We start from the raw sequence: 22,944 nt of genomic DNA on the forward strand, positions 1-22,944 counted from the left end.
CGCAAACGGCCTGCCACGAGCCCAGCCCACCCAAGTCCCGCGACCACAGCCATGACGCGGCCCCAGAGGCCCTGCTATGAGCCCGTCCGTGGCGCCCTGCTCGGCGACGAGCCGGCACGAGCCGACGTGTGTGCCGCCTGCGCGGCGGAGGAGACCGAGGCGAGCAGGCTGCCCGCGTGGACGAGCAGGAGAGAGGTCGGCAGCACGAGGTAGGCCGACCAGACCAGGTCCAGGGCAGCGAGGGCCGCGCAGACGAGGACGAAGGCGACCGCCCGGTGCGGGCCGACGGCGAGCGGGATGGCGACCAGCAGCATCGCGGCCGCAAGCAGGGCGCTGGTCGGGAGCCGGTCGGCGTTGTCTCCGACCGCGAGCAGCACCAGAGCGACCCCGAGCAGCAACTCGATCCCGACCGTCCCTGCCATGCAGAACCTGCGCGCACTGGAGAGGTTGGAGATGTCGTCGCGCCGCGGGGAGACGAGCAGCACCCACACCGCGACGAAGATCCCGACGACCACGGCCACCAGCACTGTGACAGCCATCAGCAGCTTGCCGGTGCCGTTCCCCTGGCACACATCCGCGACCGCGCAGCCGGCCGGTGCCCGCCCGAGCCGCGGCCACCATGCCACCAGCCCCACCGCGGCCACCAGCACGCACAACGCCGCGACGTCGCGCGTCCTTCGGGTTGGCATCGTCAGGTCCCCGGCGATCAGAAGTCGTTGGAGAAGCACGAGTCGTAGTAGCCGAGTGGCGCTGGCAGCAGGATGCTCGTGTTGTTCGCCCACAAGACCGGAGCCGTCCAGCCGTCATGCATGCGCGCACAACTGGGCATGCGCGCCCCACGGCTCCTATTGACGAGAACGACCGATTGCTGTCCGTATGGGAACACGCGGTCTGTGTTGAGCCCCATGCACCAAGAACTGGCACTTGAGCCAGCATTGTTGCAGTCATTGCTCACTACTTGCATGCTGGCTCCGAAGGGTGAGCTCACTGCATAACCGCGATTCGGAGTACTGATGGAAAATCCGTAGGCTCCTCCGGAGGTAGGCATCTTCTCGGGATGGCCGATACCGAACTCTTGGGACAGTCGACCGCATGCGTCGAATTCACGGTCATCGTCGAGGTAGGGCTCGGCGACAGCGGGAACGCTCGTCGCCCATTCGTATGTCCCCTGATTCGCCCACCAGCCATGGCTAGACACCTGACCGGCGCAGGTGTCGTCATTGTACAGGCTTAGCCCGATCTCTAGGCCCCAGTCCGTGTCGGGCCACGCAGAGGGGGTATTGCCTGATTTCCACGCAAAACTGTGGTCCATGGCCGCTAGTCGGGTCGTCGCAACACACTTCCCACCGACGATCTGCGTGCACCTCGATAAATTGTACGCTTCGACATCCCAGTCAGATGGGAACCACGATGCCCAGTCATTGCCCGCGAGCGGCGCGGCGGCTGCCATATTGTTGAGCGCACGAATGTCGCCCGCCTGTTCCAGCGCCTCGGGCCGGGTCGCGGACTCAACCCCAGGCAGTGAACCGAGTGCGGTTAGGTCGTCGGCCGTCACATTCCTGGAAGCAATGATCTCTCCACCTGCTAGGGGCGCAACGGGTGCATCTATCCGTTGGAAGAGTGCCATGGCCTCAGCTTCCACTTGACTTGCCGAGGCGTCCATCGGCACCTGCATCTCGGCGACGCCGGTCTCCCCGGCGTAACGGACGCGTACCAGATCGGCATCGATCAAAGCCGCAGCGGTTGTCAGGTCGGACATCGTAGCTCCGGCCGCAAGGACCAACGTAATCGAGTCGTCCCCTGCCAAAGATGGTCGCAGGACGCTCGGACCGGCAGAAGCCGACGTCGCGACCGTCACGCTAGCGGCGGTCCATATACACAGGGCGACGGCCATTGCGAGGCCGAGCCTCCGATCTTTGCGCACTTCAATCTCCCATTTACCGTCCGAGCGTTCTCCAGGTGCTCGGAGAAGATGAGATGCGTCGATGATTCGCGATCGACCAGTTGAGTCATTGCCGAATCTGCTACCCCGAGCCATGCACTGCCTATGTTGCATTGCCCCAATGCAGGCGTCCAGGCCGGACGCGCGGAAGGGGCGAGAGTTCACCCAGTGTTCACCGGAAGGGCCCGGCAAAGTGGCTCTTCAGAGTTGCGGTGGGAGCAGCAGTCCGCCGGCGACCAGGAGCATGCGCAATCGGTAGTGTTCGCGGTTGCGGTAGCCGCGTGCGATCCGCCGGTGGAGCTCGATAATTCGTTGATCGCCTCCGTGCCGCCGTTGTTCGCGCGGTCGGTCGTGAAGTAGCCAAGGAATTCCTTGCGCCAGCGTCGTAGCCTCGATCTTTCGTCGAGCAGTTGAGTTCGGGCGCCTTGGGCGTCGGCGCGCCTGTCTAGCCTCGATCTTTCATCGATCCCCTGCGCTTGGTCGCTTGGGCGCCGGTGCGCTCGCTTGAGGTGTGATTCTGCCCGACGGGTATGACAAGGTCCCCGTGTCGTCGGGGTGGGCGCCGGTTCCATGGGCCGGGTGGTCGTTCGGGGAGTCGTCGGGGGAGGGGCCGCGGCTGGTGGTCAGCCCGGTGCGGCGCGCGCCCGCAGCGTGGTGACTGCTTGGGCGGCCAGGGTCGCCCAAGGCGTTCGGTCGGAGAGGCGCAGCCAGGTGCGTCGGCTGGTGCGGGCCAGGACCGCGGGGATCGTGAACAGGCGCAGGCGGAGTCTCTTGGGTTCCCAGCGGCGGGCCTCATGGGTGGTGAGGGCAAGCATCCCCATCCAGGCGAGCAGGTCCGAGGCGAGGGCGACGATGGCGCACCAGATCTGGTTCTGGGCGAAGGCCTTGAGCGGCAGGTTGCGCAGTCCGGTGTCCTTGGCGATCCGGATCCGGTCTTCACACCTGGCCCGGCGCCGGTGACGCAGCTCGAGGTCAGGGAGCTGGCCGGTGCGCGTGTTGGTCACGAACGCGGTGATGCGCATCCCGTCGACGTCGTCGAAACGCAGCTGCGCGCCGGGGTGGGGCCGTTCTTTGCGGGTGATGACGCGCATGCCCTTGGGCCACCCGGTGAGGTCCATGAGGCCTGTGAGCTCAGCGACCCACGCGCCTTCGCGGATCTCGCCGTCGCCGTCCAGGGCGGGGACCCAGACTTTCGGTGGGATGAGGGCGAGCAGGTCCGGGGTGTTGTCGGGCAGGGTGAAGCCGATCGAGTAGGACAGGCGCGCGGCGGTGAGGTATTCGATGAGGGCCTTGGTGCCGCCGGCTCCGTCGGTGCGGACCAGGATCTTCTTCGTTCCTCGCCTGCGGCCACTGTGCCCGGGCAGTTGCGCGAGGGCGCCGGCGACCACGGCGATGTGGTCGGCGGCGGTGTTGGACCCGGCGTTGCCCGGGCGCAGCATGATCGCCAGCGGCTCACCGGTGCCCTCGCCGCCGTGGTCGAGGAACGCGCAGAGCGGGTGGAACCCATACCCACGCTTGAAGTTCCCCGCAGCCAGTTCCTTCTCCGAGTGCGCCGTGCCCAGCGCCAACGCGACCGCCAGGTCCAAGATCACCTTGCCCGGGTCGTGCACCGCGTTCGGCTTGCGCCACGGCAACAATGCCTCTCCCAGCGCCCGATCCAAGCCGGTCGCACGGATCGTCTCGGTGAGCAGCAGCCCACCAGCTTGGCCGACTGCGGCGGTGCTCGACGTGGCGATGTTCAGACGGGGATAGACGACGGTACTCTTCACCTTGAAGGTGCTCCTCGAACTGGCTCAACGTGTTTCTAGACAATCCACATCATCCCAGGTCAGGGGCACTTTCTTGCGTCACGACACGGGCGTCAGACCACCCCGCCATGAAAGCCCGAGGCTAGGTGGAGACGTGCCGACTCCTGTGGCGTAGCGTGCCCTTGCGCTCGACGAGATCGGCGTCACGTACGCGTACGGCCCCGACTCGCAGCGCCAGCCTGACGTGCCGGTCGGTGAGACTGTCGAGCTGACGTGGGTCCGCAGCACGATCTACCCGGGGACGTCGCGTCGGGTCTGGATCCACGTTCCCGCGCACGACGCCACCGTCATCGACGCGCTCCACGAAGCAGCCGCAAGCGGCGCAGCAGTCCTGGTCGCCAGCCATGACCCCGCCGTCATCGAAGCAGCTACGACGGTCACACCACTGACCTGACACCTGCAGAAGCTCTCGTCTACCAGAGCGCCGGACTTGTGGTGCCTATGGGCACTGCTGGGAGGATGTTGACCATGAGGCACTGGCGACAATCGGAGCTGAGGAGGCTCCGTACGCGGGGATCATGAGGGGACACAATGAGCAGTTCACTTTGGCTCTTCCTGGCCACGTGACTGACCATGCTGGATGGTTGTCGGCCTTCATCAACTACCTGCGCAGCGTAGATCCCGACAGGTTCCTGGCCGATCGCGACTGGAAGGGTTCCTGGAGTGGTCCTCTCCCGCCATGCGTCTGGCGATGTGTGAGCTCCGCTCGATCGACGAGGAGCGCAGCGAGACCCGTGGCGTTGACCGCCGTCCAGGCGCAGAAGGTCGCCGCGGTGATGAGCGCCTACCTGGACGGGCATCACCTGTACACCGGCGCCGTCCGCGCGGCCGTGGACTTCCTGCAGGCTGCGGCGCTCGAGGCGTAAGGGATCTCTTCTGACCGCACGACTGCTCAGTCCTGGGCGATGATCGCCGACACCCCGTGGCCGACCTTCGGTGCCCCGCGCCCACAGCGGGAACTGGACTAGCCGATGGCCACCGTCACCCGCCTCGTCCCTACCAACGCCATCACGCTGCGCGCCGCGGCCGACGACTTCTGCGACCAGGTCACCAACGCCCACACGCGCAAGGCGTGCGCGATCGCCCTCGATCGCGTGGCGGCCGAGCTCGGCCCGGGCTGGCTGCTCGCCGACGTCGACGGCGCTGAGATCGGCGCCGTGCTGGAGGGTGCGTGGGGGACGGCCGCAGTGGTCTTCTGGCTGGCGTTGTGCCGGCGACGCGGCGACGTCGCCCCCGAGCTACTCGCCGCCGTGCGGGCCGAGCGTCCACCGACGCTGCCGAGCATGGCGCGATCCCGGACCGCGATCGACCGACTCATCTCTGGCAGAGCACCTCGCTGTTAGCGGGACGGTTCCTGGTTCGAATCCAGGCGGGGGAGCGGAGCCCAAGAGGGCCTTGAGTGGCGAAGGGACCCTCCGTGGCGCCGTTGGACAGAGAGTCGAACTCTTTTGGAATTGCTCAGGCTTCCCACAGATCGAGCACAACGTTGTATTCGGGGCCGAGTTCCACAGAAACCAGGTCGCGAAGTTCGAACGCCTCATCTCTGTGAGGCGATTTCAATGCACGATCATCCCAGCCGCTCTCCGGATCAAAATGATCATTAAAGGCTTGGGCCCAATGCTTGAGTCTCCGCGCAAGTGCCTCGGAGAGTGGAAACTCATTACGCTCTGCGGGACCGGCCTCGTTCCACAGAGGCCAAGCCACTGTGTAATCGTTCATGATCTTGACGTGTTTGCCCGTCACTGGCACCCTCCCCCTGGGATCGCTGTGATGATGATCTTGTTGTTGAGGGAGATGATCACTGTTGGGTACCACGTCTTGATGACCGTTCCTGAGCTGTTCTGGACCTGGATCGGAGAAGTGTAGCAAGCCTTAGATCCGGTCCCAATGTAGGACGCGCTTGGGCTTTCAAGCGCAGCCTTGACGGCGAAGTTCATCATGTCGTCCCAAGCGCCACCCCCAACCTCGTTCGCCCGAGTTTGCCACTCACTCTGGTGGCGGCTCTTGATGTGCTTGTAGCCGACGTTTTCGTTCCCGCACTTCAGATCGACCCGTCCTCCGTTGAAGTTGATGGTCCGCTTTGCCGTCCACCAGGTGACTGTGTGATTTGCGTTGTTTTTCACATTGCACTGGACGTGATCGACGGGATCAAGCAGGAACGGCTGGACTGTCGCGGGCGCGACTGGTTCGGGGATCGGGTCGTTGAATGAGAAAATCTCCCCGGAGGCCGCGACCAAGTGCAAGGAGTCGTCCGCAGTATCGGAGACTGCGGGAGGTGGAGCGGGCGCTTCTGCCCCATGGGCAGACGGAATGGTCAGTAAGGAAAGCGCTAGGCCTGTCGCTGCGGCAACCGCTACGGCACCAAGTCGAGTCATGTTTCGCACATCTCTCCCCTTGTTAAGGCGGAATCTTAGCCGCGATTGTGCGGCACCCTTGCCGCGAAACGAGTAGATCACATTAAGCCTGGTCGGTCAAGGAAGGTGAGTAACAGTGCGCGCCTCGATGAAAGTCGGTTTCACCCGGCGTGTGGCGCTTGACAAACGGGGGCTATGTCTGACCTATCATCTGCGATCCGGTCGATAACCAACCGCGGGAGCTCGGTGCTCTCGAGTTCAGCCTCGCCCTGGAGTAAGCGAGAAGATCTGACTATGGCAAGGAAGACGTGCTCGGAGGAGTTCCGGCGCGACTCTGTCGAACTGTATCGGTCGACACCCACGGCGACGATCGCTGGCATCTCAGCAGATCTGGGGGATCATGGACGCAACCCCGTCGAACTGGTGGAAAGCCGCTGGCGTAGCGATCCGCGGGCAGTCACGCCAGCGCACGTCAGCCCCGCCGGCCGAGGAGACACCGGAGCAGGATCGGGCCCGGCTGCGGGCGCGCGTGCGGGAGCTGGGAGACTCCTAACGCATGCTCAACACCGAGCGGGACATCCTGCGCGCGTCGGCGAAGCGCTTCACCGGGGAGCCGAACTGGTGATCCGCTTCCAGTTCGTCGCCGACCACAAGGCCACCTATCGGGTGAAGCGGTTGTGCCGGGTCGTGGAGGTCTGGCGCTCGTCGTTCTACGCCTGGGCCACGGCCGCCCCTGCCCGCGCCGCGCGGGCTCGAGCGGACGCGGACGTCGCCCCGTGGATCAAGGCCGTGCACGCCGAGGACACCGTCTGCGTGGGCCCGCGGATCACTGTCGAGCTCAACGATGGTGCAACTCAGAACCAGCCGTTCAACCCCAAGTGCGTGGCCCGCGTGGTGCGAGAGCACGCCATCGCTGGGATCAGGCTGCGCCGGCGGGTGCGCACCACGATCAGACCGCCGAACGACCAAATCGTCCCCGACCTGCTGGAACGTGACTTCACTGCGACCGAGCCGAACACTCTGTACGTCGGGGACGTCCAATGCCGACGTCGGCATTGGACGTCCGTCCGTGCCCCACACGCAGTGGGGCGCCGTGGCGGTGAAGTCCCTGTTCAGTAGGTCCCCGGCGCGGATCCCGTCCTTGGCGGGAATGGTCGTGCGAACGCCCTGCGTCCCGGCGCACCCCGACTGGCCCCAGCAGGCGCGTGCCGCGGTCCACGGCTCTGGGCGTCGCGGGGGCAGCGCTGCCGACCAATGCAGTATGGCCTGCGACGAGGCGGTCGGGCACGTATTCGGAGATCGGGGTGGAGGTGACCGCACAGGTCCCGGCGATCACGGTCGAGGACGAAATGCTCGAGTGGTGTCCCGCGCCGCGCCGCACACCTCCTATCAAGGACTTGATCCCGTAGCGCCGAGGTGGTTGGCAACGCGGATTGGTGTGAATTCACAGGTGCTGGTTCTTCGGTTTTGTGCACCGAAGAGGCGATCTTAGAGGCCGCGTCATGGGGGAGGGAGCAATCCTGGAGGGAGCGCTACGGCGGACACCTTGAGGGCTTCCTACTGGAGGTGGGGAAGAGGGATGGCTGCGAAGCGGTCGAAGGGTGAGGGTTCGGTCCGCGGACGTCCGAACGGGACGTGGGAGGCCCGGTGTCGACATCGCCGAGCTAGGCCGCATCTCCAACAAGTAGTGGAGGTCATCATGAGTTGGTCAGATGACGAGGGGCACGAGCTGAGCATCTCTAACGTCTTCGCTGATGGGATGGTCTCGGTCGGCAGTCAGGGCGACGCCATTCTGGTTGGGTGCACGGCCGATGGGCGTGTGTTGCCAACTGAGCAGTGGATGCCTCGAAGCCAAGCCGCCGCCGTGGGATGGGTCGTGGAGTGTCACTGTCCGGACCGTACGACCGTGAACCTTGTTCGCTGGACTCGCGTCGCCTCCCCGGGGGAGGAGGACTTGACCCGAGGTGCGCTGTATGCAGCCGACGAGGACGTGACCGACCTTGATGTGCGGGAGGACATCGAGGGCGAGGCCCTGGCGCTCTGGGACGCCCACCGCCGGCCCGGCGAGGCCGCCAAGCAGCTCGAACGCACCGCCGAGGGTGTGCGGCGCGCGCGCACGGCCCTCGAGGAGGCGGTATTTGCCGGGAGGGCGGCCGGCCTGTCATGGGCCGACGTCGGCCGAGCTGTCGGCATCACGCGCCAGTCCGCTCGCGGGCGATGGGGCTCCTGAACGGTTCGGGCGACCCTTCGTAACTCCCCGACCGGCTCGCCGTGATCGGCGACGAGACGGACCAGCACGTCGTCCTCCTGGGAACCTCCGCCGCCGCCGAGCTGTCCATCCCCGTCAGCCCCGACCCCACCGGCCACCAGATCCAGATCGGCCCCACGCTCTACCAGGTAGTCGGCTTCATCGACTCAGGCCGGATCGACCTGGGCGCCTACGCCGTCATCCCCTACGGGCTAGCAGTGGACGCCATGCGCTCGGACGCCACCTCCAGCCTGCTCGTGCGCACCGCACCAGGGGCCGGAGCCCCGGTCGCGGGCGTCATCCGTACGGCCATCCGCCCCGACCAGCCCGAGCGCCTGGCCAACTCCCAGGTCACCAACCTCAGCGCGCTACGCCAAGGCGTCGACACCCAGCTCGGCCAGTTCGCCGCCTGGATCGGGGCCTTCCTCCTCGTGCTCACCTGCCTCCTCATCGCCAACTCCATGATCGTCTCCGTCGTGGCCCGCACCGCAGAGATCGGCCTGCGGCGAGCCCTGGGCGCCTCCCGAGCCGCGGTCTCTGCCGTGTTCTGGTGCGAAGGACTGGTCATCGGACTCGTCGGCGGCATCACCGGCAGCGCCGTCGGCGCCGTCGCCGTCGTGGCCGTCTCCACCGCGAACCAGTGGACAGCCCACCTCGACCCCTGGACGTTCCTGTACGGCCCGGCCCTAGGAGGCCTCACCGGCCTCCTCGCCTCGGCCTACCCAGCATGGAACGTCACCCGAATCAGCCCCGCCCTCGCCGTACGCAGCGACTGACCTGCCCACGCCCTCCCGCTACCCAGAGGACGACGCCGTCACTTGGGCCCGATCGTTGGAGGCACCAGCACGATCGTCGACAACGAGGACCCCGCGGTAGTCGACTGCGTCCGCAACCCGTTCTCGGCGCCGCCCCCGTCGTGAGCATCTCCGCCGAGTACCCACCTCTGTTCGTCGCGTTGGCAACGCCGCTGAGGTGGGTACGCGGCGGAGGTCGGTCTTGGTCGGGCGTCAGGCATCTGGCAAGGCCCAAGAGCCCGCCGGGTTCGGGTGGAGTGTGACCCTGTGGCGGCCGCTCTAGAAGAGCGCCGCCCGCGCCGAGGAGGTCCTGGCCCTCAACGTCGGGGACCTCAAGCTCGCGGGGGCGCACCGCCATGGTCCGCTGCCAAGGCGCCGGCACCCGTCGCCTTGAGAGCGCCGAGCGCGGGGCTCGAGGAGCTTCCATGGGGGCCGCCACTCCGCCCTGACCCACCTCGGCGAGGCAGACGCAAGCCTCCCGCTCCTCACGGCCACGAGACGGCACCGCTTCGGACACACGATGGTCATTGACCCGCTCGCGACGATATGTCAGAGTCGGCCGTGTGTACAAAGATGCACTCCGACAACGTGCCCTCCGGGTCCTACCAGGTACAGCCTGGGGGTGAGGTGTTGGTTCGACCGCAGCGGTCCTTTCGTGGTTGGCCCGGCACCATCCACGTCCAGCGAGTCCGTGCTTGCAGCGGCCTGCTAGGGATCCGATCGAGATGTCGAAAGATGGCGACACGTGAGGCTTAGGCCTCTGAGGGTGGGCGACCGCGCCACAGGAGTCGGCTCGGTCGTCCGCCTCGTCGACGGGTTCGGGCTCAGGTACGCAGGGCGCAGCTACCCTTCCCCTCCCCAGGACGTGTACTACGCGTACTCAGCGGTCGTCGAGCTGCGTGGTCTCGACAATGGCGACGCCCTTCTGGGGCGGGGTGTCTCGGTGGTGGGTACGTGGACGGGCTCGGCCGTGGACGTGGACACGGTGGAGGAAGTCACTCTCCCCGTTGAGGACTCGAGTTTCGTCGCAACCTGGGCGTCGGAGAAGGATCTTCCCAGCCGCGACCCGGTCGTGGACCTGCAACCTGATGCCATCGACCGAGCGGTCCTGTCACTGCTGGAGGAAGGGACCCTCCTCAGCCGGGTGGTCGATGAGCACGGGTTCGCGCACGTCGTCGTGCACGACGTCGAGCGCGCCGAAGCCGTCCTGCGCCCGCTCTACGGCGGACTGCTGCTCCTGGCCACCAGCCCGTGGTCACCCGAGGACTTCCGTCGGGTCGATGAGCTGATGGACGTTGCCGACCGGGAGGAAGTCTCCTACGTCTCCGGTGGCGCCTTCGGCTACCACCACGTCTACGACCGCTTCATGGTGGTCACCTACGTCACCGAGGCCTTGGCGGCGGCTGCGTTGGCCGTCCCGGACGGCGCCCTAACCATCGAGCCCCTGCTCCGGCCCACCGACACACCCACCACCCTGAAGCCTGGTCCCTGACAGGCGCAGCGGATCTCGATGGCCTGACGACGATCACCGACCCTGCGAGGTGGGCCTAGCTCGCGGCCGCCTGTGGCAGTCTTCCTCCGTGGATGAACCTCGGATCGACCATGAGACGCCCGCCCCACGCAGCCGGTTGTGGGTGCGCGTGGCGAATGCTCTACGTGACCGCGTCCCGCGCCAAGGGGGTCTTGGCCTTCGACGTCGAGAATCCCAACTTCGCCTGCCGCACCGCTATGGTCGCGGCAAGGGCGCCGGCACCCGCCGGTGCGGGAGCACCGCTCGCCCCGACGCTGTGCTCGAGGCGATCCTGTGAGGTTCATCCAATGAGAGCAGCCGCAGACCACATAGTGCTCCGCGCCTGCAACTGGAGCGCCCATCTCGGTCACGACGCGGAAGACGTCACTGCGTCTCCGCGTGGCGATGGCCGCTGACGCAGCCGCCCCAACGCCACCGTGGCCACCTCTGCGGCCTGGATCTGCTGCGCCGGCATCAGATGGCTGTATCGCGAGTCCGCCGTCGCGTACGTCTCGTGCCCCAACCTCCGGGACAGGGTGAACATGTCCGTCCCCTCGGCGAGGATCCAGCTCGCATGGGTGTGGCGCAGGTCGTGGATCCGTGGGGACAGGGAGATCGTCCGCCGCGACCGGGCCGACTTCGGCGCGCCGATGAAGGGATGTCGGTCGCCGTCCTGCTTCCAGGCCTTGTCGCACAGCGCTTACCAAGAAGATGTGCTGCGCGGAAGGCGGGGTGGAAGGTAGGCTGATGCGCGCTCGGCAGAGGCCCATATTGCTGCAGAGCGAACGAAGCGACTGGCTCGATTCTCATGTGGCTGGTGACGCGTGGTCACGTTCGATCTGTCACATTGAAATCTGCGAAGTGAGAGATTAGAACGCCTCGAAGGCATCACCGGCGATCTCAACATACTCGGGACAGAATGCTGATGCCGCATTGAGCACGAATAGTGGGCCGTACTCGCGCTCTTCGACGCCTTCCAGGTCTACAATTCCTTGGACTCGTTTTCCAGATTCCTCGGGAGTGAGCCCCTCTCTCAGTGCTTCGCAAGTGGCCCTTCCGGCAACAATCCATCTGGATGCAACTGCATCCGCAGCATAGTATTCAGGATCAAGCTCTCTGGCTTTCGCAACGAACTCAAGCTCGGAACTAGTCCATGAATCCGGGCCTGGGCCTGATTGATAAATATCGGTCGAGCAAGCGGTGAGGCATGCGATAGAGAACAGTATGGCCACAGCGCCTGCCACACGAGATTGTTGAGACTGGAGAGCGGTCTTGATCATGCCTTCGACTGTAGCTGGTGGGGGATAGCTCGCGCCTCCCATAGTGGTGCGCGGCGAGCGGTCTCATAGGCCCTTGCGACCTGCACATAGCCAATCCAGTCCCGACACCGCAACGTCGGCGAGGTCCGGTAGATTACTGGCGTGAGCGACCACGCTGTCTCCCGTTCAGGCTCGAGTCTCAGTGACGAGCCCACCCGATCCCTTGGTGCGGTCGCCCGTAGCCTCGCCAGTGCCTTGGCCTGCCTCTTCGTCCTCGCTGTCCACCACGCTTGGTGGACCTTATCGCGTATGTTGGGCGACCTCGATACGCACGGAGTTTCAAGCCTCGGCGCGGTGGAGAGCATCAACCAGACCGTCAACACCGTCACCGTCGCGGCCGCAATCCTAGTCGTCCTTTTGCCGCTCACAGCCTGGTTCTCGAACCGGTCATCGTGGTGGATCCCGGTGGCTGTCACCGTATTGGCAGTGGCGGCCACCGGGATCCTCAACCGAGATGAAGTGGCTCAGATCCACTCCTTGGTCCCTTGACTTTTGAGGCTCCAAGGACCGACGCAGGTCGAGCACTTCTCGGAATCCGTCAACGATGCTGCGAATCGTGTCATTGCAGACCATTCCCGGGAAGACGTCCTCCATGGCCCCAGCACGAGCGCTGCTCGGTAGCGCGTCATCGGATTGTCGGAAGATCTGCCTGCCACTTAAGTGGCTCATCGCAGCTGAGGGTGTGGTGAGGGGCAGCGTGTTGCGGGACGCGCTTGACGCTAACTTCGCGTGCCCGGACCTGACCACCGCTCTGCCGACAGGACGACCGCCCATTGCCACGACATCACGACGCGGAAGGCGTCACTGCGTCTCCGCTTGGCGATGCCCGCCGGCGCAGCCGCCCCATCGCCGCCGTGGCCACCTCGGCGGCCTGGAGTTGCTGCGCAGGCATCAGATGGCTGTATCGGGAGTCCGTCGTCGCATACGTCTCGTGCCCCAACCTCCGGGACAGCGTGAACATGTCCATCCCTTCGGCGAGCATCCAGCTCGCGTGGGTGTGGCGCAGGTCGTGGATCCGTGGCCGTTTCATCAGTCGTCGCGCGTCGGGGTCCGGTGCGCCGTCCGCGTCGACCGGGTTCTGCGCCTTGGTGATCGCCGGTGACCAGTTGGTGGCCCAGAAGGTCAGAAGGTGTTGTTGCGGATCGGGCGCCCGGCGACGTTGACGAACACGAGATCCGTCCCGCGCTTGCCGGCGGTGATGTCTCGGAGCATCTCGGCGAGGTCGGAGGACAGGGAGATCGTCCGCCGTGACCGGGCCGACTTCGGTGCGCCGATGAACGGTTGCCGGTCGCCGTCCTGCTTCCAGGCCTTGTTGATGCGGATGGTTGGTGGGTGGGCGTCGAGGGAGAGGTCCCCGACCTGGAGCGCGGTCGCCTCGCCGAACCGCAGGCCGGTTCCGACGAGGGTGATGATGAACGGCCGGTAGTGCTCGAGCAGGTTGTCCAGGACGAGGTCGAGGTCCTCCGGCTCCAGGACGACCATGTCATCACCTGCCCGCTGGCTGCGGGGGAGTCGCACGGCCGCACACGGGTTGTCCGTCCGGTAGCCGAGGCGGACGGCGGTGTTCATGGCCGCCGAGAGTAGCCCGTGGATGTTGGCGATCGACTTGTTCGAGAGCCCCTTGTTCTGCAGGTCGCGGATCCACAGCGTCACCTGATGCCACGTGAGCGCCTTGACCGGCAGAGCGCCTAGGTGCGGGTTGATGTGGTCGCGCGCCCGATGCCGGTACCCGCTGCGGGTGTCTTCGCCGACACGGTTGAGCAGCTCGATGTGCTCGCGCACCGCATCCTCGACCGTCGGGCCGCCCTGGCGGATCGCGTTGGCGACCTCGATCGCGAGGGTGAGCCGTTGCCCGCTGCCGTCGAGCAGCTTCATCGTCTGCTCGGCCTGGCGCCGGTCGTCGAAGGTCATGGACTGCCGGCCGGGCTGAGTGGGGTCGCGCCAGGTGACGCGGTAGGCCACAGTGCCGTCTCCGCGAACGCGTCTTTCGATGCTCGCCATGAGTCCATCGTGCATCTCATGGGGACAGATTTGTCCCCACGTGGGGACAAAACTTGCGTTTTCGCAGGTCAGAGGGGTGCCCCGGGTGGGATTCGAACCCACACTGGATCGGGTTTGAGCCGAACGCCTCTGCCGGTTGGGCTACCGGGGCCGGTAACACCGCTGAAGTGCTCGCCAATGTAACCATACCCACGTGGCAATGTTCACATCGATGCGGATGGATGCGCGCGAGGAGTTCGCGACCCACTACGATGACCCATGTGACGGACAACGACTCGACTTCAGGCATCGTTCCCCCTCTTGACCTCCCCCCGCTCCTGGAGCCGGTGGTTGAAGCGTCGGAGGCGGTCCCCGTGACGCCTGCGCGACGCGCGCGACGCGCCGTCGTTGCCGAGGACGAGGCGCTCATCCGGATGGACGTCGTCGAGACGCTCCGCGAGGCGGGCTTCGACGTGGTGGGGGAGGCCGGTGACGGCGAGACCGCCGTGCGGCTCGCCCTCGAGCTCAAGCCCGACGTCGTCGTCATGGACGTCAAGATGCCCGAGCTCGACGGCATCTCCGCGGCCGAGCGGATCGCCAAGGCGCACGCCGCCCCGGTCGTCCTGCTCACCGCGTTCTCCCAGGCCGAGCTCGTCGAGCGGGCGCGCGACGCCGGCGCGATGGCCTACGTCGTCAAGCCGTTCAGCCCCGCTGACCTGCTGCCCGCGGTCGAGATCGCGATCTCCCGCTACTCCCAGATCACCGCCCTCGAGTCCGAGGTCGCCGACCTCGTCGAGCGCTTCGAGACGCGCAAGCGGGTCGACCGTGCCAAGGGTCTGCTCATGACGAAGATGGGCCTGAGCGAGCCGGAGTCCTTCCGCTGGATCCAGAAGACGTCGATGGACCGTCGCCTGACGATGCGCGAGGTCGCCGACGCCGTGATCGAGCAGGTCGGAGAGGCCTGAGCGCTGGCTGTGCGCCGCCCGACGGTTGACCTGCCGGGCGGTTAGGGGCAATCTTGGGAGAGGTCATGCGTCCGGCGTGGTGTCCCGCGCGCCGCGGTGGCCACTCTGGTGACTTCCGACAGATGGAGAGCTGGTATGCGTGCCTTGGTCGATGTACGGACTGCGGTTGCCTCCGACCTTCCCATCCTCGCCAGCCTGAGCGTCGCCGCACGTCATGAGGCCGGAACCGGCGTGCAGCTGTGCGTCGGCGACGAAGAACGCCTCGCCCGCCAGCTGGCCACGCTGACCGCGCTGCCCGGCGGACAGATCAAGGTCGCCTCGGTCGACGGTGAACCGGTCGGTTTCATGCTCATCCGCGTCCTCGAGCCCAACCTCTTCAGCGACGAGATCTCGGTGTACATCGAGGCGCTCTACGTCTCCCAGGCGTTCCGGCGGCGCGGTGTCGGTCACGCGCTGCTGACCGAGGCGGGGGAGAAGGCCGCCTCCGTGGGAGCCCTCGAGGTCTACTCGGTGCCGCTCCCCGGGTCTCGTGGGGTGCAGCGCTTCCTGGCCCGGCTCGGCTTCGCGCCGGCGGCCAGCCACCGGGTGGTGCCCACCGCCGTCCTGCTGCGCAAGCTCGCCGCCGAGGGCGCCGGGCGCCGCCAGGGCCGCGGCATCGAAGACCTCATCGCCCGACGACGTCGGGCCCGGACCGAGACCAACAGCGGACCGGTGGACCTGCGCAGCTTCCAGGCGAGCCTGGCCGCGAGCCAGGCCGACAAGGCCGTTCAGTTCGACGACGCCGACCGGCTCGACGATGCCGACCGGCTCGACGACGCCGACCTGCGTGACCAGCCCTTCGACCAGACCGTCGAGTCGGCCGTCGAGCACGGTGCCCACGACAGCCTCGGTGTCGACGAGAGCGCCGAGCACCGCGCCCGCTAGGACGCCAGCAGCAAGCAGGTCAGCCGGGCGGTGCAGATGCGTCGGCCCGACTCGTCGGTCACGACGATCTCGTAGCTCGCCGTCGTGCGTCCGCGATGGATCGCCGTCGCGATCCCCGTGACGGTCCCCGACCGGGCGCTCGAGTGGTGTGTGGCGTTGATCTCGATCCCCACGACCAGCCGGTCCGGTCCTGCGTGCATCTGAGCGGCGAAGGACCCGAGCGTCTCGGCCAGGACCACGCTCGCCCCGCCGTGCAGCAGTCCCGCAGGCTGGGTGTTTCCCGCCACGGGCATCGTCCCGACCGCCCGCTCGGGCGTGGCTTCCGTGAGCACGATGCCCATGCGTTCGATGAGGGTGCCGCGGGCGGAGGCGGCGAGCATGTCGGTGGTGTCCTTGTCAGTCATGGACGATAGATTTGCAGACGTGACCGACATTGCGCGACCCAGACTCCTGTTGATCGATGGACACTCGATGGCGTACCGGGCGTATTTCGCCCTCCCCGTGGACAAGTTCACGACGACCACCGGCCAGCACACGAACGCGGTGCACGGGTTCATCTCCATGCTGGCGACGCTCTTGCGCGTGGAGGAACCCACCCACGTCGCAGTGGCGTTCGACGCCGGGTCGACGACGTTCCGCACCGTGCGTTTCCCCGAGTACAAGGGAACCCGCGACGCGACCCCCGAGCCGTTCAAGGGCCAGGTCCCGCTCATCAAGGAGATCCTCAGCTCGATGCGGATCCCCTTCCTCGAGAAGGACATGTTCGAGGCGGACGACATCCTGGCCACCCTGTCGTCCCAGGCGGACGCTCTCGGCATGGACGTCCTCGTCTGTTCCGGGGACCGGGACTCGCTGCAGTTCGTCAACGACAACGTCACGGTGCTCTACCCGGTCAAGGGGGTCTCCGAGCTCGCCCGGATGACACCGGAAGCGGTGCAGACCAAGTACGGCATCGCGTCCCACCAGTACCCGGAGCTGGCAGCCCTGGTCGGCGAGACCAGCGACAACATCCCGGGCGTGCCCGGAGTCGGTCCCAAGACCGCCGCGAAGTGGATCAACCAGTTCGGCAGCCTCGAGGAGATCCTCACCCACGCTGACGACATCGGCGGCAAGGCGGGGGAGTCCCTGCGCGCCCACCTCGACCAGGTGCGCGTCAACCGCGAGCTCAACCACCTGCTCACCGACGTCGAGCTGCCGTTCGGACCGGACGACCTCCGCGTCCAGCCGTGGGACCGCGAGGCGATGAACGCCGTCTTCGACGCGCTGCAGTTCCGCAAGCTGCGCGAGCGGCTCTTCGCGATGCACCCGGCCGGTGAGGACTCCGAGCAGGAGGCCGCCCAGGCAGCCCCGGACGTCGACGTCGTGCGCCTCGCCCCGGGGGTGCTGGCGCAGTGGCTTGACGCACGCGCCGACCAGACCCTCGGGCTCGAGGTCGCCGGCCGTGCCGCACCCGCGGGCGGGGACGCCTGGGCCTTCGCGATCGCGGACGGCGCGGGTTCGGCCGTCGCGCTCGATCTCGCCGACCTGACCCCCGCCGACGACGTGACCCTCGGCGCCTGGTTCTCCGACGTGACTCGCCGCAAGGTCGCCCACGGTGCCAAGTCCACGTCGCACGAGCTCGCCTCCCGCGGCTACGACCTGCGCGGGGTCGTCTTCGACACCGAGCTCGCCGCCTACCTCTGCTTCCCGGACCAGCGCAGCTACGACCTCGGCGAGCTCGTCGAACGCCACCTCGGCCACGAGCTCCAGGCGCTGGAGACCGGCGCCGGCGACCAGGGCGCCTTCGACCTCTCGGTCGGGCAGGACAGCGAGGCGCACCGGCTCGCCGTCCGCGCCAGCGCCCTCACCGAGCTCGCCGAGGTGCTCGGCGGGGAGCTCAAGGACCGGGAGGCCGACGCCTTGCTCGCCACCCTGGAGCTGCCCCTCTCGGAGGTCCTGGCCCAGGTGGAGCGCCGCGGGATCGCGATGGACGTCGACTACCTGCGCGACCTGGAGAAGCACTTCGGGGAGACGGTCGCCGAGGCCGCCCGGTCCGCCTACGAGGTGATCGGGCGCGAGGTGAACCTCGGGTCGCCCAAGCAGCTGCAGGAGGTGCTCTTCGACCAGCTGGCCATGCCCAAGACGAAGAAGATCAAGACCGGGTACACCACGGACGCGGCCGCCCTCGCTGACCTCTTCGCCAAGACCGAGCACCCGTTCCTGGAGTTCCTGCTCGCGCACCGGGACGCCACCCGGCTGCGCCAGACCGTCGAGGGGCTGCTCAAGGCGGTCGCCGACGACGGCCGCATCCACACCACCTTCCAGCAGACCATCGCGGCGACCGGCCGGCTCAGCTCGACCGAGCCGAACCTGCAGAACATCCCGATCCGCACCGAGGCGGGGCGCCGGATCCGCCGGGCCTTCGTCGTCGGCGACGGCTTCGAGACGCTGCTCACCGCGGACTACTCCCAGATCGAGATGCGCATCATGGCGCACCTGTCCGGGGATGCCGGGCTGATCGAGGCGTTCCGGTCCGGGGAGGACCTGCACAGCTACGTCGGCTCGCGGGTCTTCGGCGTGCCCACGACCGAGGTGACCTCTGCCCAGCGGTCGAAGATCAAGGCGATGTCCTACGGGCTGGCCTACGGACTGTCCTCCTTCGGGCTCTCCAACCAGCTGGGCATCGACGTGAAAGAAGCAGCCGCCCTCATGGAGGACTACTTCTCGCGGTTCGGCGGGGTGCGCACGTACCTCACGGGCGTCGTCGACGAAGCCCGGAAGTCCGGGTACACCGCGACGATCATGGGCCGGCGCCGGTACCTGCCCGACCTCACCAGCGACAACCGCCAGCGCCGAGAGATGGCCGAGCGGATGGCGCTCAACGCCCCGATCCAGGGCAGCGCTGCCGACATCATCAAGGTCGCCATGCTCGGCGTGGAGCGCGAGATCGCTGCGCGCGGACTGACGTCCCGGCTGCTGCTCCAGGTCCACGACGAGCTGGTCCTCGAGGTGGGCCCCGGTGAGCTGACCGAGCTCGAGGCGCTCGTCCGTGAGCAGATGGGTTCCGCCGCGGACCTGCTGGTCCCGCTCGACGTGTCCGTCGGCGTCGGCGCCAGCTGGCACGACGCCGGGCACTAGCAGTCCCAGCGCCGCTTAGTGCCGCGCAGCGCCGCTCAGTGCCGCGCAGCGTCGCCCAGTGCCGCTCAGTGCCGGGCGGGGCGGCGGGCGGAGAAGATGGCGGTCCCGGGGATGGCACGCCCCCGGACCGGGCTCCACCCGCCCCACTCCTGGTCGTGGCCGTCGGGCCACTCGGGCTCGACGACGTCGACCAGCTCGAGGCCGGCGCCGACCACCTCCCGGACGTGGTCGCCGAGGGTGCGGTGGTACTCCGCATAGCTGACCCGCCCGTCCTCCTCCCGTTCGGCGTAGGGGCGGCGGTCGAAGTAGGAGAAGGTCGCGGTGAGCCCGCGCTCGCTCGGGTCGTCCGGGAACGCCCACCGGATCGGGTGCGTGACTGAGAACACCCACCGCCCGCCCGGGCGCAGGACGCGGGCCACCTCGGCGTGGACGGCCCCGGCGTCGGGCACGAAGGGGATCGCCCCGTAGGCGCTGAAGACCACGTCGAAGGACTCCGCAGCGAAGGGCAGGTGGCGCGCATCGACCTGCAGGACGGGCACGTGCGTCCCTTCCGCGGCGTCGATCTGGCGGCTCTCCCGGAGCATCCCGGCCGACACGTCCGTGGACACCACCCGGGCGCCCTGCGCCGTGAGCCAGCGCCCGCACTGAGCCGCCCCGGACCCGATCTCCAGGATCGTGGCCCCGCGCAACGACTCCACCGGCCCCAGCAGGTGGGCGTCCCCCTCCCGCAGTCCCTCCGGGCACCAGCAGAAGTCCGCCGCGCCGAGGAAGGCGCCGTGCTCGTCGAGGTAGTCGCGGGCGTTCTCGTCCCACCAGGTACGGCTCGCGCGGCCGCCGGCCTCGTCGGGGATCTGCTGGTAGCCGGCACGGGCCATCGATTCGTGTGTCACCGGACCAGTCTGACCCATCGGGGGGTGCTCGCTCCCAGACCCCTGACCCGGTGCACCAGAAGGACACGCGCAATCGTGGGACCAATGTCGCGCCGTGCGGGGGTGGGGCCTGGGTAGGGTAAGGGTGCTCGTCCCGCCCACCGGGTGTCCGAGCCTCATGAATCTGCTCGTCATGTTTCAAATCTCTGAGGGAGTTCGAATGCGAATCGGTCTGCTCACCGGTGGTGGCGACTGCCCGGGCCTCAACGCGGCCATCCGTGCCGTCGTCAAGCAGGGTCTGGGGGAGTACGGGCACACGATCATCGGCTTCCGGAACGGCTGGAAGGGCGTCGTCGACGGCGACGTCCGGACCATGTCCCGCGAGGACATCCGCAACGTGCTGCCCCAGGGCGGAACCCTGCTCGGCACCGCGCGGTACCACCCGCACGCGGCCGACGGCGGGATGGACGCCGTCATGGCGACCCTCGAGGCCGAGCGGATCGAGGCGCTCATCTGCATCGGCGGCGACGGCACGCTGCACGCCGCTCAGAAGGTCGCCGAGCACGGCGTCAAGATCGTCGCCATCCCCAAGACGATCGACAACGACGTCGCCGGGACGGACCTGTCGATCGGCTTCCACACCGCCGTGAACATCGCGACCGAGGCCATCGACCGGATCCACACGACCGCGGAGAGCCACAACCGCGTCATGGTCGTCGAGGTCATGGGCCGCCACGCCGGCTGGATCGCGGTCAACGCCGGCATCGCCGGTGGCGCCGAGCTGGTGCTCGCCCCCGAGGAACCGTTCGACATGGACCGGATCATCAAGTTCCTCAAGCACCGCCACCGTTCGCACGCGAACTTCTCGATCGTCGTCGTCGCCGAGGGAGCTCTCCCCAAGGAGGGCAGCTCGATGCAGTACGAGGCCCAGCTGGGCAAGTTCGGCGAGATCATCGCCGGAGCGATCGGAGAACGCGTCGCCAACGAGATCGCGACACGCACCGGATTCGACACCCGCCTGACCATCCTGGGCCACGTCCAGCGTGGTGGGACCCCCACCCCGACCGACCGCATCCTGGGCAGCCGCTTCGGCGTCGCGGCTGTCGACGCCGTCACCCACGGGGAGACGAACGTCATGACCGCGCTGCGCAACGAAGAGGTCGTCCTCGTCCCGCTGGAGGAGATCGCCGGCAAGGTCAAGCACGTCCCCCAGGACCTGCTCCGGGTGGCCCGCGTCCTGGCCTGATCGCTCGCGTTGACCGACCCAGCCCGCCGCCGGTAGGGTTGAGGGCGGTGCATGTCGGTCGTGCGCGGTCAACACTGCGCGTTCGACGACCTGAAGTGCAGGTCATCGCGCCGTGCCTAGTCCTCTACCCGGGGTCGGGTGTGGCGTTGTGCCAACCGTTTCATCCCTATCCTTACTATTCCCTGTCCGCATCGGAGCACCTGACTCAATGACCATCTCTACCCCCGTGAAGTCCGCACCGCAGGTCGCCATCAACGACATCGGCTCTGCAGAAGACTTCCTTGCAGCCATCGACGCCACGATCAAGTACTTCAACGACGGCGACATCGTCGAAGGCACCATCGTCAAGGTCGACCGCGACGAGGTTCTCCTCGACATCGGCTACAAGACCGAAGGCGTCATCCCCTCCCGTGAGCTGTCCATCAAGCACGACGTGGACCCCGGAGAGGTCGTCAAGGTTGGCGACGTCGTCGAGGCTCTTGTCCTCCAGAAGGAGGACAAGGAAGGCCGTCTGATCCTGTCCAAGAAGCGCGCACAGTACGAGCGCGCCTGGGGCACGATCGAGAAGATCAAGGAAGAGGACGGCGTCGTCACCGGAACCGTCATCGAGGTCGTCAAGGGTGGACTCATCCTCGACATCGGCCTCCGCGGCTTCCTGCCTGCCTCCCTCGTCGAGATGCGCCGCGTCCGCGACCTCCAGCCGTACGTCGGCAAGGAGATCGAGGCCAAGATCATCGAGCTCGACAAGAACCGCAACAACGTGGTCCTGTCGCGCCGTGCCTGGCTCGAGCAGACGCAGTCCGAGGTTCGTTCCACCTTCCTGCAGACGCTGCAGAAGGGCCAGGTCCGTCCCGGTGTCGTCTCCTCGATCGTCAACTTCGGTGCGTTCGTCGACCTCGGCGGCGTCGACGGTCTCGTCCACGTCTCCGAGCTGTCCTGGAAGCACATCGACCACCCGGGTGAGGTCGTCGAGGTCGGTCAGGAAGTCACCGTCGAGGTTCTCGACGTCGACTTCGACCGTGAGCGCGTCTCGCTCTCGCTCAAGGCCACGCAGGAAGACCCCTGGCAGACCTTCGCCCGCACGCACGCCATTGGTCAGGTCGTGCCGGGTAAGGTCACCAAGCTCGTTCCCTTCGGTGCATTCGTGCGCGTCGAGGACGGCATCGAGGGTCTCGTGCACATCTCCGAGCTGGCCGTGCGCCACGTCGAGCTGCCCGAGCAGGTTGTCAACGTCGGCGACGACGTCTTCGTCAAGGTCATCGACATCGACCTCGAGCGTCGCCGGATCTCGCTGTCGCTGAAGCAGGCGAACGAGGGTGTCGACCCCGAGAGCGACGACTTCGATCCCGCTCTGTACGGCATGGCTGCGGAGTACGACGAGGCCGGGAACTACAAGTACCCCGAGGGCTTCGACTCCGAGACCAACGAGTGGCTCGAAGGCTTCGAGGCACAGCGCGAGGTCTGGGAAGGCCAGTACGCCAAGGCGCACGAGCGCTGGGAGTCGCACCGCAAGCAGGTCGCCGAGGCCATCAAGGCCGACGCCGAGGCTGCCGAGTCGGGCGAGTCCGAGACGGGCAGCAGCTCCTCCTCGAGCTCCTACTCCTCGGCTCCGGCCGTCGAGGCGACCACGGGCGGCGGCACTCTCGCCTCCGACGAGGCGCTGGCTGCTCTGCGCGAGAAGCTCACCGGTAACTGATTCACCCTCGGGGCGCATGCCCTGAGATGCACACAGAGCGGGCCGGTCACCACCAGGTGACCGGCCCGCTCTGTGCATTCCCGGCGATGTCAGTGCGTGTCCGCGACGCCCCGAGCGGCGAGTGCGCGCCGCCTCGCCCCACCTCGACCCGCTCACCCCTGTCCCGCCGAAC

At 67.2% G+C, this 22,944-nt stretch carries 24 protein-coding genes, 1 tRNA gene and 1 pseudogene; 13 read left to right on the forward strand and 13 right to left on the reverse strand.

Features of this window, described 5'->3' with window-relative positions:
• Window positions 1-74 precede the first annotated feature (74 nt).
• The 4 genes and pseudogenes from ACWA15_RS08770 to ACWA15_RS08785 form a co-directional block, all read right to left on the reverse strand.
• The gene (locus ACWA15_RS08770; RefSeq protein ID WP_464059239.1) at window positions 75-689 is read right to left on the reverse strand and encodes a hypothetical protein; all 615 of its coding nucleotides are present in this window, start codon (window positions 687-689) and stop codon (window positions 75-77) included.
• Between the two features lie 17 nt (window positions 690-706).
• A complete protein-coding gene (locus ACWA15_RS08775; protein ID WP_464059240.1) occupies window positions 707-1,759 on the reverse strand; it encodes a hypothetical protein in 1,053 nt (350 codons plus the stop codon).
• Window positions 1,760-2,143: 384 nt separating this feature from the next.
• Window positions 2,144-2,331 (reverse strand): annotated as a pseudogene (locus tag ACWA15_RS08780) (transposase); the annotation flags it as partial.
• 234 nt (window positions 2,332-2,565) lie between these two features.
• Window positions 2,566-3,711, reverse strand: a complete 1,146-nt coding sequence (locus ACWA15_RS08785; RefSeq protein WP_464059241.1) for an IS1380 family transposase — start codon at window positions 3,709-3,711, stop codon at window positions 2,566-2,568.
• A 223-nt stretch (window positions 3,712-3,934) separates the two neighbouring features.
• Here ACWA15_RS08785 and ACWA15_RS08790 point away from each other — a divergent pair, with 223 nt between their 5' ends.
• From ACWA15_RS08790 to ACWA15_RS08800, 3 genes are all read left to right on the forward strand, one after another.
• Window positions 3,935-4,144 (forward strand): hypothetical protein, encoded by a 210-nt coding sequence (locus ACWA15_RS08790; RefSeq protein ID WP_464059242.1) that lies wholly within the window; start codon window positions 3,935-3,937, stop codon window positions 4,142-4,144.
• Between the two features lie 340 nt (window positions 4,145-4,484).
• Entirely contained in the window at window positions 4,485-4,616 is a 132-nt protein-coding gene (locus tag ACWA15_RS08795; RefSeq protein WP_464059243.1) for a hypothetical protein, read from the forward strand.
• Window positions 4,617-4,721: 105 nt separating this feature from the next.
• Window positions 4,722-5,093 carry a hypothetical protein gene (locus tag ACWA15_RS08800; protein WP_464059244.1) on the forward strand — a complete coding sequence of 124 codons (372 nt, stop codon included), beginning with the start codon at window positions 4,722-4,724 and terminating at the stop codon, window positions 5,091-5,093.
• Window positions 5,094-5,208: 115 nt separating this feature from the next.
• On the opposite strand, the gene ACWA15_RS08805 is transcribed toward ACWA15_RS08800, so the two are convergent.
• Both ACWA15_RS08805 and ACWA15_RS08810 read right to left on the reverse strand, forming a co-directional pair.
• Window positions 5,209-5,469, reverse strand: a complete 261-nt coding sequence (locus tag ACWA15_RS08805; protein ID WP_464059245.1) for a hypothetical protein — start codon at window positions 5,467-5,469, stop codon at window positions 5,209-5,211.
• A 20-nt stretch (window positions 5,470-5,489) separates the two neighbouring features.
• A complete protein-coding gene (locus ACWA15_RS08810) occupies window positions 5,490-5,987 on the reverse strand; it encodes a hypothetical protein (RefSeq protein ID WP_464059247.1) in 498 nt (165 codons plus the stop codon).
• Window positions 5,988-6,725: 738 nt separating this feature from the next.
• Here ACWA15_RS08810 and ACWA15_RS08815 point away from each other — a divergent pair.
• The 4 genes from ACWA15_RS08815 to ACWA15_RS08830 all read left to right on the forward strand — a co-directional run bounded on the left by ACWA15_RS08815 (window position 6,726) and on the right by ACWA15_RS08830 (window position 10,638).
• Window positions 6,726-7,223, forward strand: coding sequence for a transposase family protein (locus ACWA15_RS08815; protein WP_464059248.1), 498 nt, complete (start codon window positions 6,726-6,728; stop codon window positions 7,221-7,223).
• A gap of 787 nt (window positions 7,224-8,010) precedes the next feature.
• A complete protein-coding gene (locus ACWA15_RS08820) occupies window positions 8,011-8,334 on the forward strand; it encodes a hypothetical protein (RefSeq protein WP_464059249.1) in 324 nt (107 codons plus the stop codon).
• 41 nt (window positions 8,335-8,375) lie between these two features.
• The gene (locus tag ACWA15_RS08825; protein ID WP_464059250.1) at window positions 8,376-9,128 is read left to right on the forward strand and encodes an ABC transporter permease; all 753 of its coding nucleotides are present in this window, start codon (window positions 8,376-8,378) and stop codon (window positions 9,126-9,128) included.
• A 784-nt stretch (window positions 9,129-9,912) separates the two neighbouring features.
• Window positions 9,913-10,638, forward strand: a complete 726-nt coding sequence (locus ACWA15_RS08830; protein ID WP_464059251.1) for a hypothetical protein — start codon at window positions 9,913-9,915, stop codon at window positions 10,636-10,638.
• Between the two features lie 385 nt (window positions 10,639-11,023).
• Here the strand turns inward: ACWA15_RS08830 and ACWA15_RS08835 are convergent, their stop codons facing one another.
• Window positions 11,024-11,353 carry a tyrosine-type recombinase/integrase gene (locus ACWA15_RS08835; protein WP_464059463.1) on the reverse strand — a complete coding sequence of 110 codons (330 nt, stop codon included), beginning with the start codon at window positions 11,351-11,353 and terminating at the stop codon, window positions 11,024-11,026.
• A gap of 172 nt (window positions 11,354-11,525) precedes the next feature.
• On the reverse strand, window positions 11,526-11,936 hold the full coding sequence (locus ACWA15_RS08840; RefSeq protein WP_464059252.1) for a hypothetical protein: 411 nt from the start codon (window positions 11,934-11,936) through the stop codon (window positions 11,526-11,528).
• Window positions 11,937-12,077: 141 nt separating this feature from the next.
• Here ACWA15_RS08840 and ACWA15_RS08845 point away from each other — a divergent pair, with 141 nt between their 5' ends.
• Window positions 12,078-12,464, forward strand: coding sequence for a hypothetical protein (locus ACWA15_RS08845; protein ID WP_464059254.1), 387 nt, complete (start codon window positions 12,078-12,080; stop codon window positions 12,462-12,464).
• A gap of 295 nt (window positions 12,465-12,759) precedes the next feature.
• On the opposite strand, the gene ACWA15_RS08850 is transcribed toward ACWA15_RS08845, so the two are convergent.
• From ACWA15_RS08850 to ACWA15_RS08860, 3 genes are all read right to left on the reverse strand, one after another.
• Entirely contained in the window at window positions 12,760-13,005 is a 246-nt protein-coding gene (locus ACWA15_RS08850) for a tyrosine-type recombinase/integrase (protein WP_464059255.1), read from the reverse strand.
• Window positions 13,006-13,097: 92 nt separating this feature from the next.
• On the reverse strand, window positions 13,098-13,976 hold the full coding sequence (locus tag ACWA15_RS08855; RefSeq protein WP_464059257.1) for a tyrosine-type recombinase/integrase: 879 nt from the start codon (window positions 13,974-13,976) through the stop codon (window positions 13,098-13,100).
• A 77-nt stretch (window positions 13,977-14,053) separates the two neighbouring features.
• Window positions 14,054-14,127 (reverse strand) — tRNA-Leu (locus ACWA15_RS08860).
• Between the two features lie 100 nt (window positions 14,128-14,227).
• Here ACWA15_RS08860 and ACWA15_RS08865 point away from each other — a divergent pair.
• Both ACWA15_RS08865 and ACWA15_RS08870 read left to right on the forward strand, forming a co-directional pair.
• Complete coding sequence (locus ACWA15_RS08865; RefSeq protein ID WP_464059258.1) at window positions 14,228-14,920, forward strand: ANTAR domain-containing response regulator; 693 nt, start codon at window positions 14,228-14,230, stop codon at window positions 14,918-14,920.
• A 135-nt stretch (window positions 14,921-15,055) separates the two neighbouring features.
• Window positions 15,056-15,844, forward strand: coding sequence for an N-acetyltransferase family protein (locus tag ACWA15_RS08870; protein WP_464059259.1), 789 nt, complete (start codon window positions 15,056-15,058; stop codon window positions 15,842-15,844).
• On the opposite strand, the gene ACWA15_RS08875 is transcribed toward ACWA15_RS08870, so the two are convergent.
• On the reverse strand, window positions 15,841-16,248 hold the full coding sequence (locus tag ACWA15_RS08875) for a hotdog fold thioesterase (protein WP_464059260.1): 408 nt from the start codon (window positions 16,246-16,248) through the stop codon (window positions 15,841-15,843). The genes ACWA15_RS08870 and ACWA15_RS08875 overlap by 4 nt on opposite strands.
• Between ACWA15_RS08875 and polA the strand changes: the two genes are divergently transcribed.
• The gene (polA, locus tag ACWA15_RS08880; RefSeq protein WP_464059261.1) at window positions 16,247-18,961 is read left to right on the forward strand and encodes a DNA polymerase I; all 2,715 of its coding nucleotides are present in this window, start codon (window positions 16,247-16,249) and stop codon (window positions 18,959-18,961) included. The two genes, ACWA15_RS08875 and polA, sit on opposite strands and share 2 nt — an antisense overlap.
• Window positions 18,962-19,026: 65 nt before the next feature.
• Here polA and ACWA15_RS08885 read toward each other — a convergent pair whose 3' ends face one another.
• Window positions 19,027-19,869, reverse strand: coding sequence for a class I SAM-dependent methyltransferase (locus tag ACWA15_RS08885; RefSeq protein WP_464059262.1), 843 nt, complete (start codon window positions 19,867-19,869; stop codon window positions 19,027-19,029).
• 181 nt (window positions 19,870-20,050) lie between these two features.
• On the opposite strand from ACWA15_RS08885, the gene ACWA15_RS08890 reads away from it, so the two are divergent.
• Both ACWA15_RS08890 and rpsA read left to right on the forward strand, forming a co-directional pair.
• Complete coding sequence (locus tag ACWA15_RS08890) at window positions 20,051-21,076, forward strand: 6-phosphofructokinase (RefSeq protein ID WP_464059263.1); 1,026 nt, start codon at window positions 20,051-20,053, stop codon at window positions 21,074-21,076.
• 208 nt (window positions 21,077-21,284) lie between these two features.
• Window positions 21,285-22,772, forward strand: a complete 1,488-nt coding sequence (gene rpsA, locus ACWA15_RS08895; protein WP_464059264.1) for a 30S ribosomal protein S1 — start codon at window positions 21,285-21,287, stop codon at window positions 22,770-22,772.
• Window positions 22,773-22,944: the final 172 nt, after the last annotated feature.

It is taken from the genome of Sanguibacter sp. TS_SC_8 (assembly GCF_055361235.1).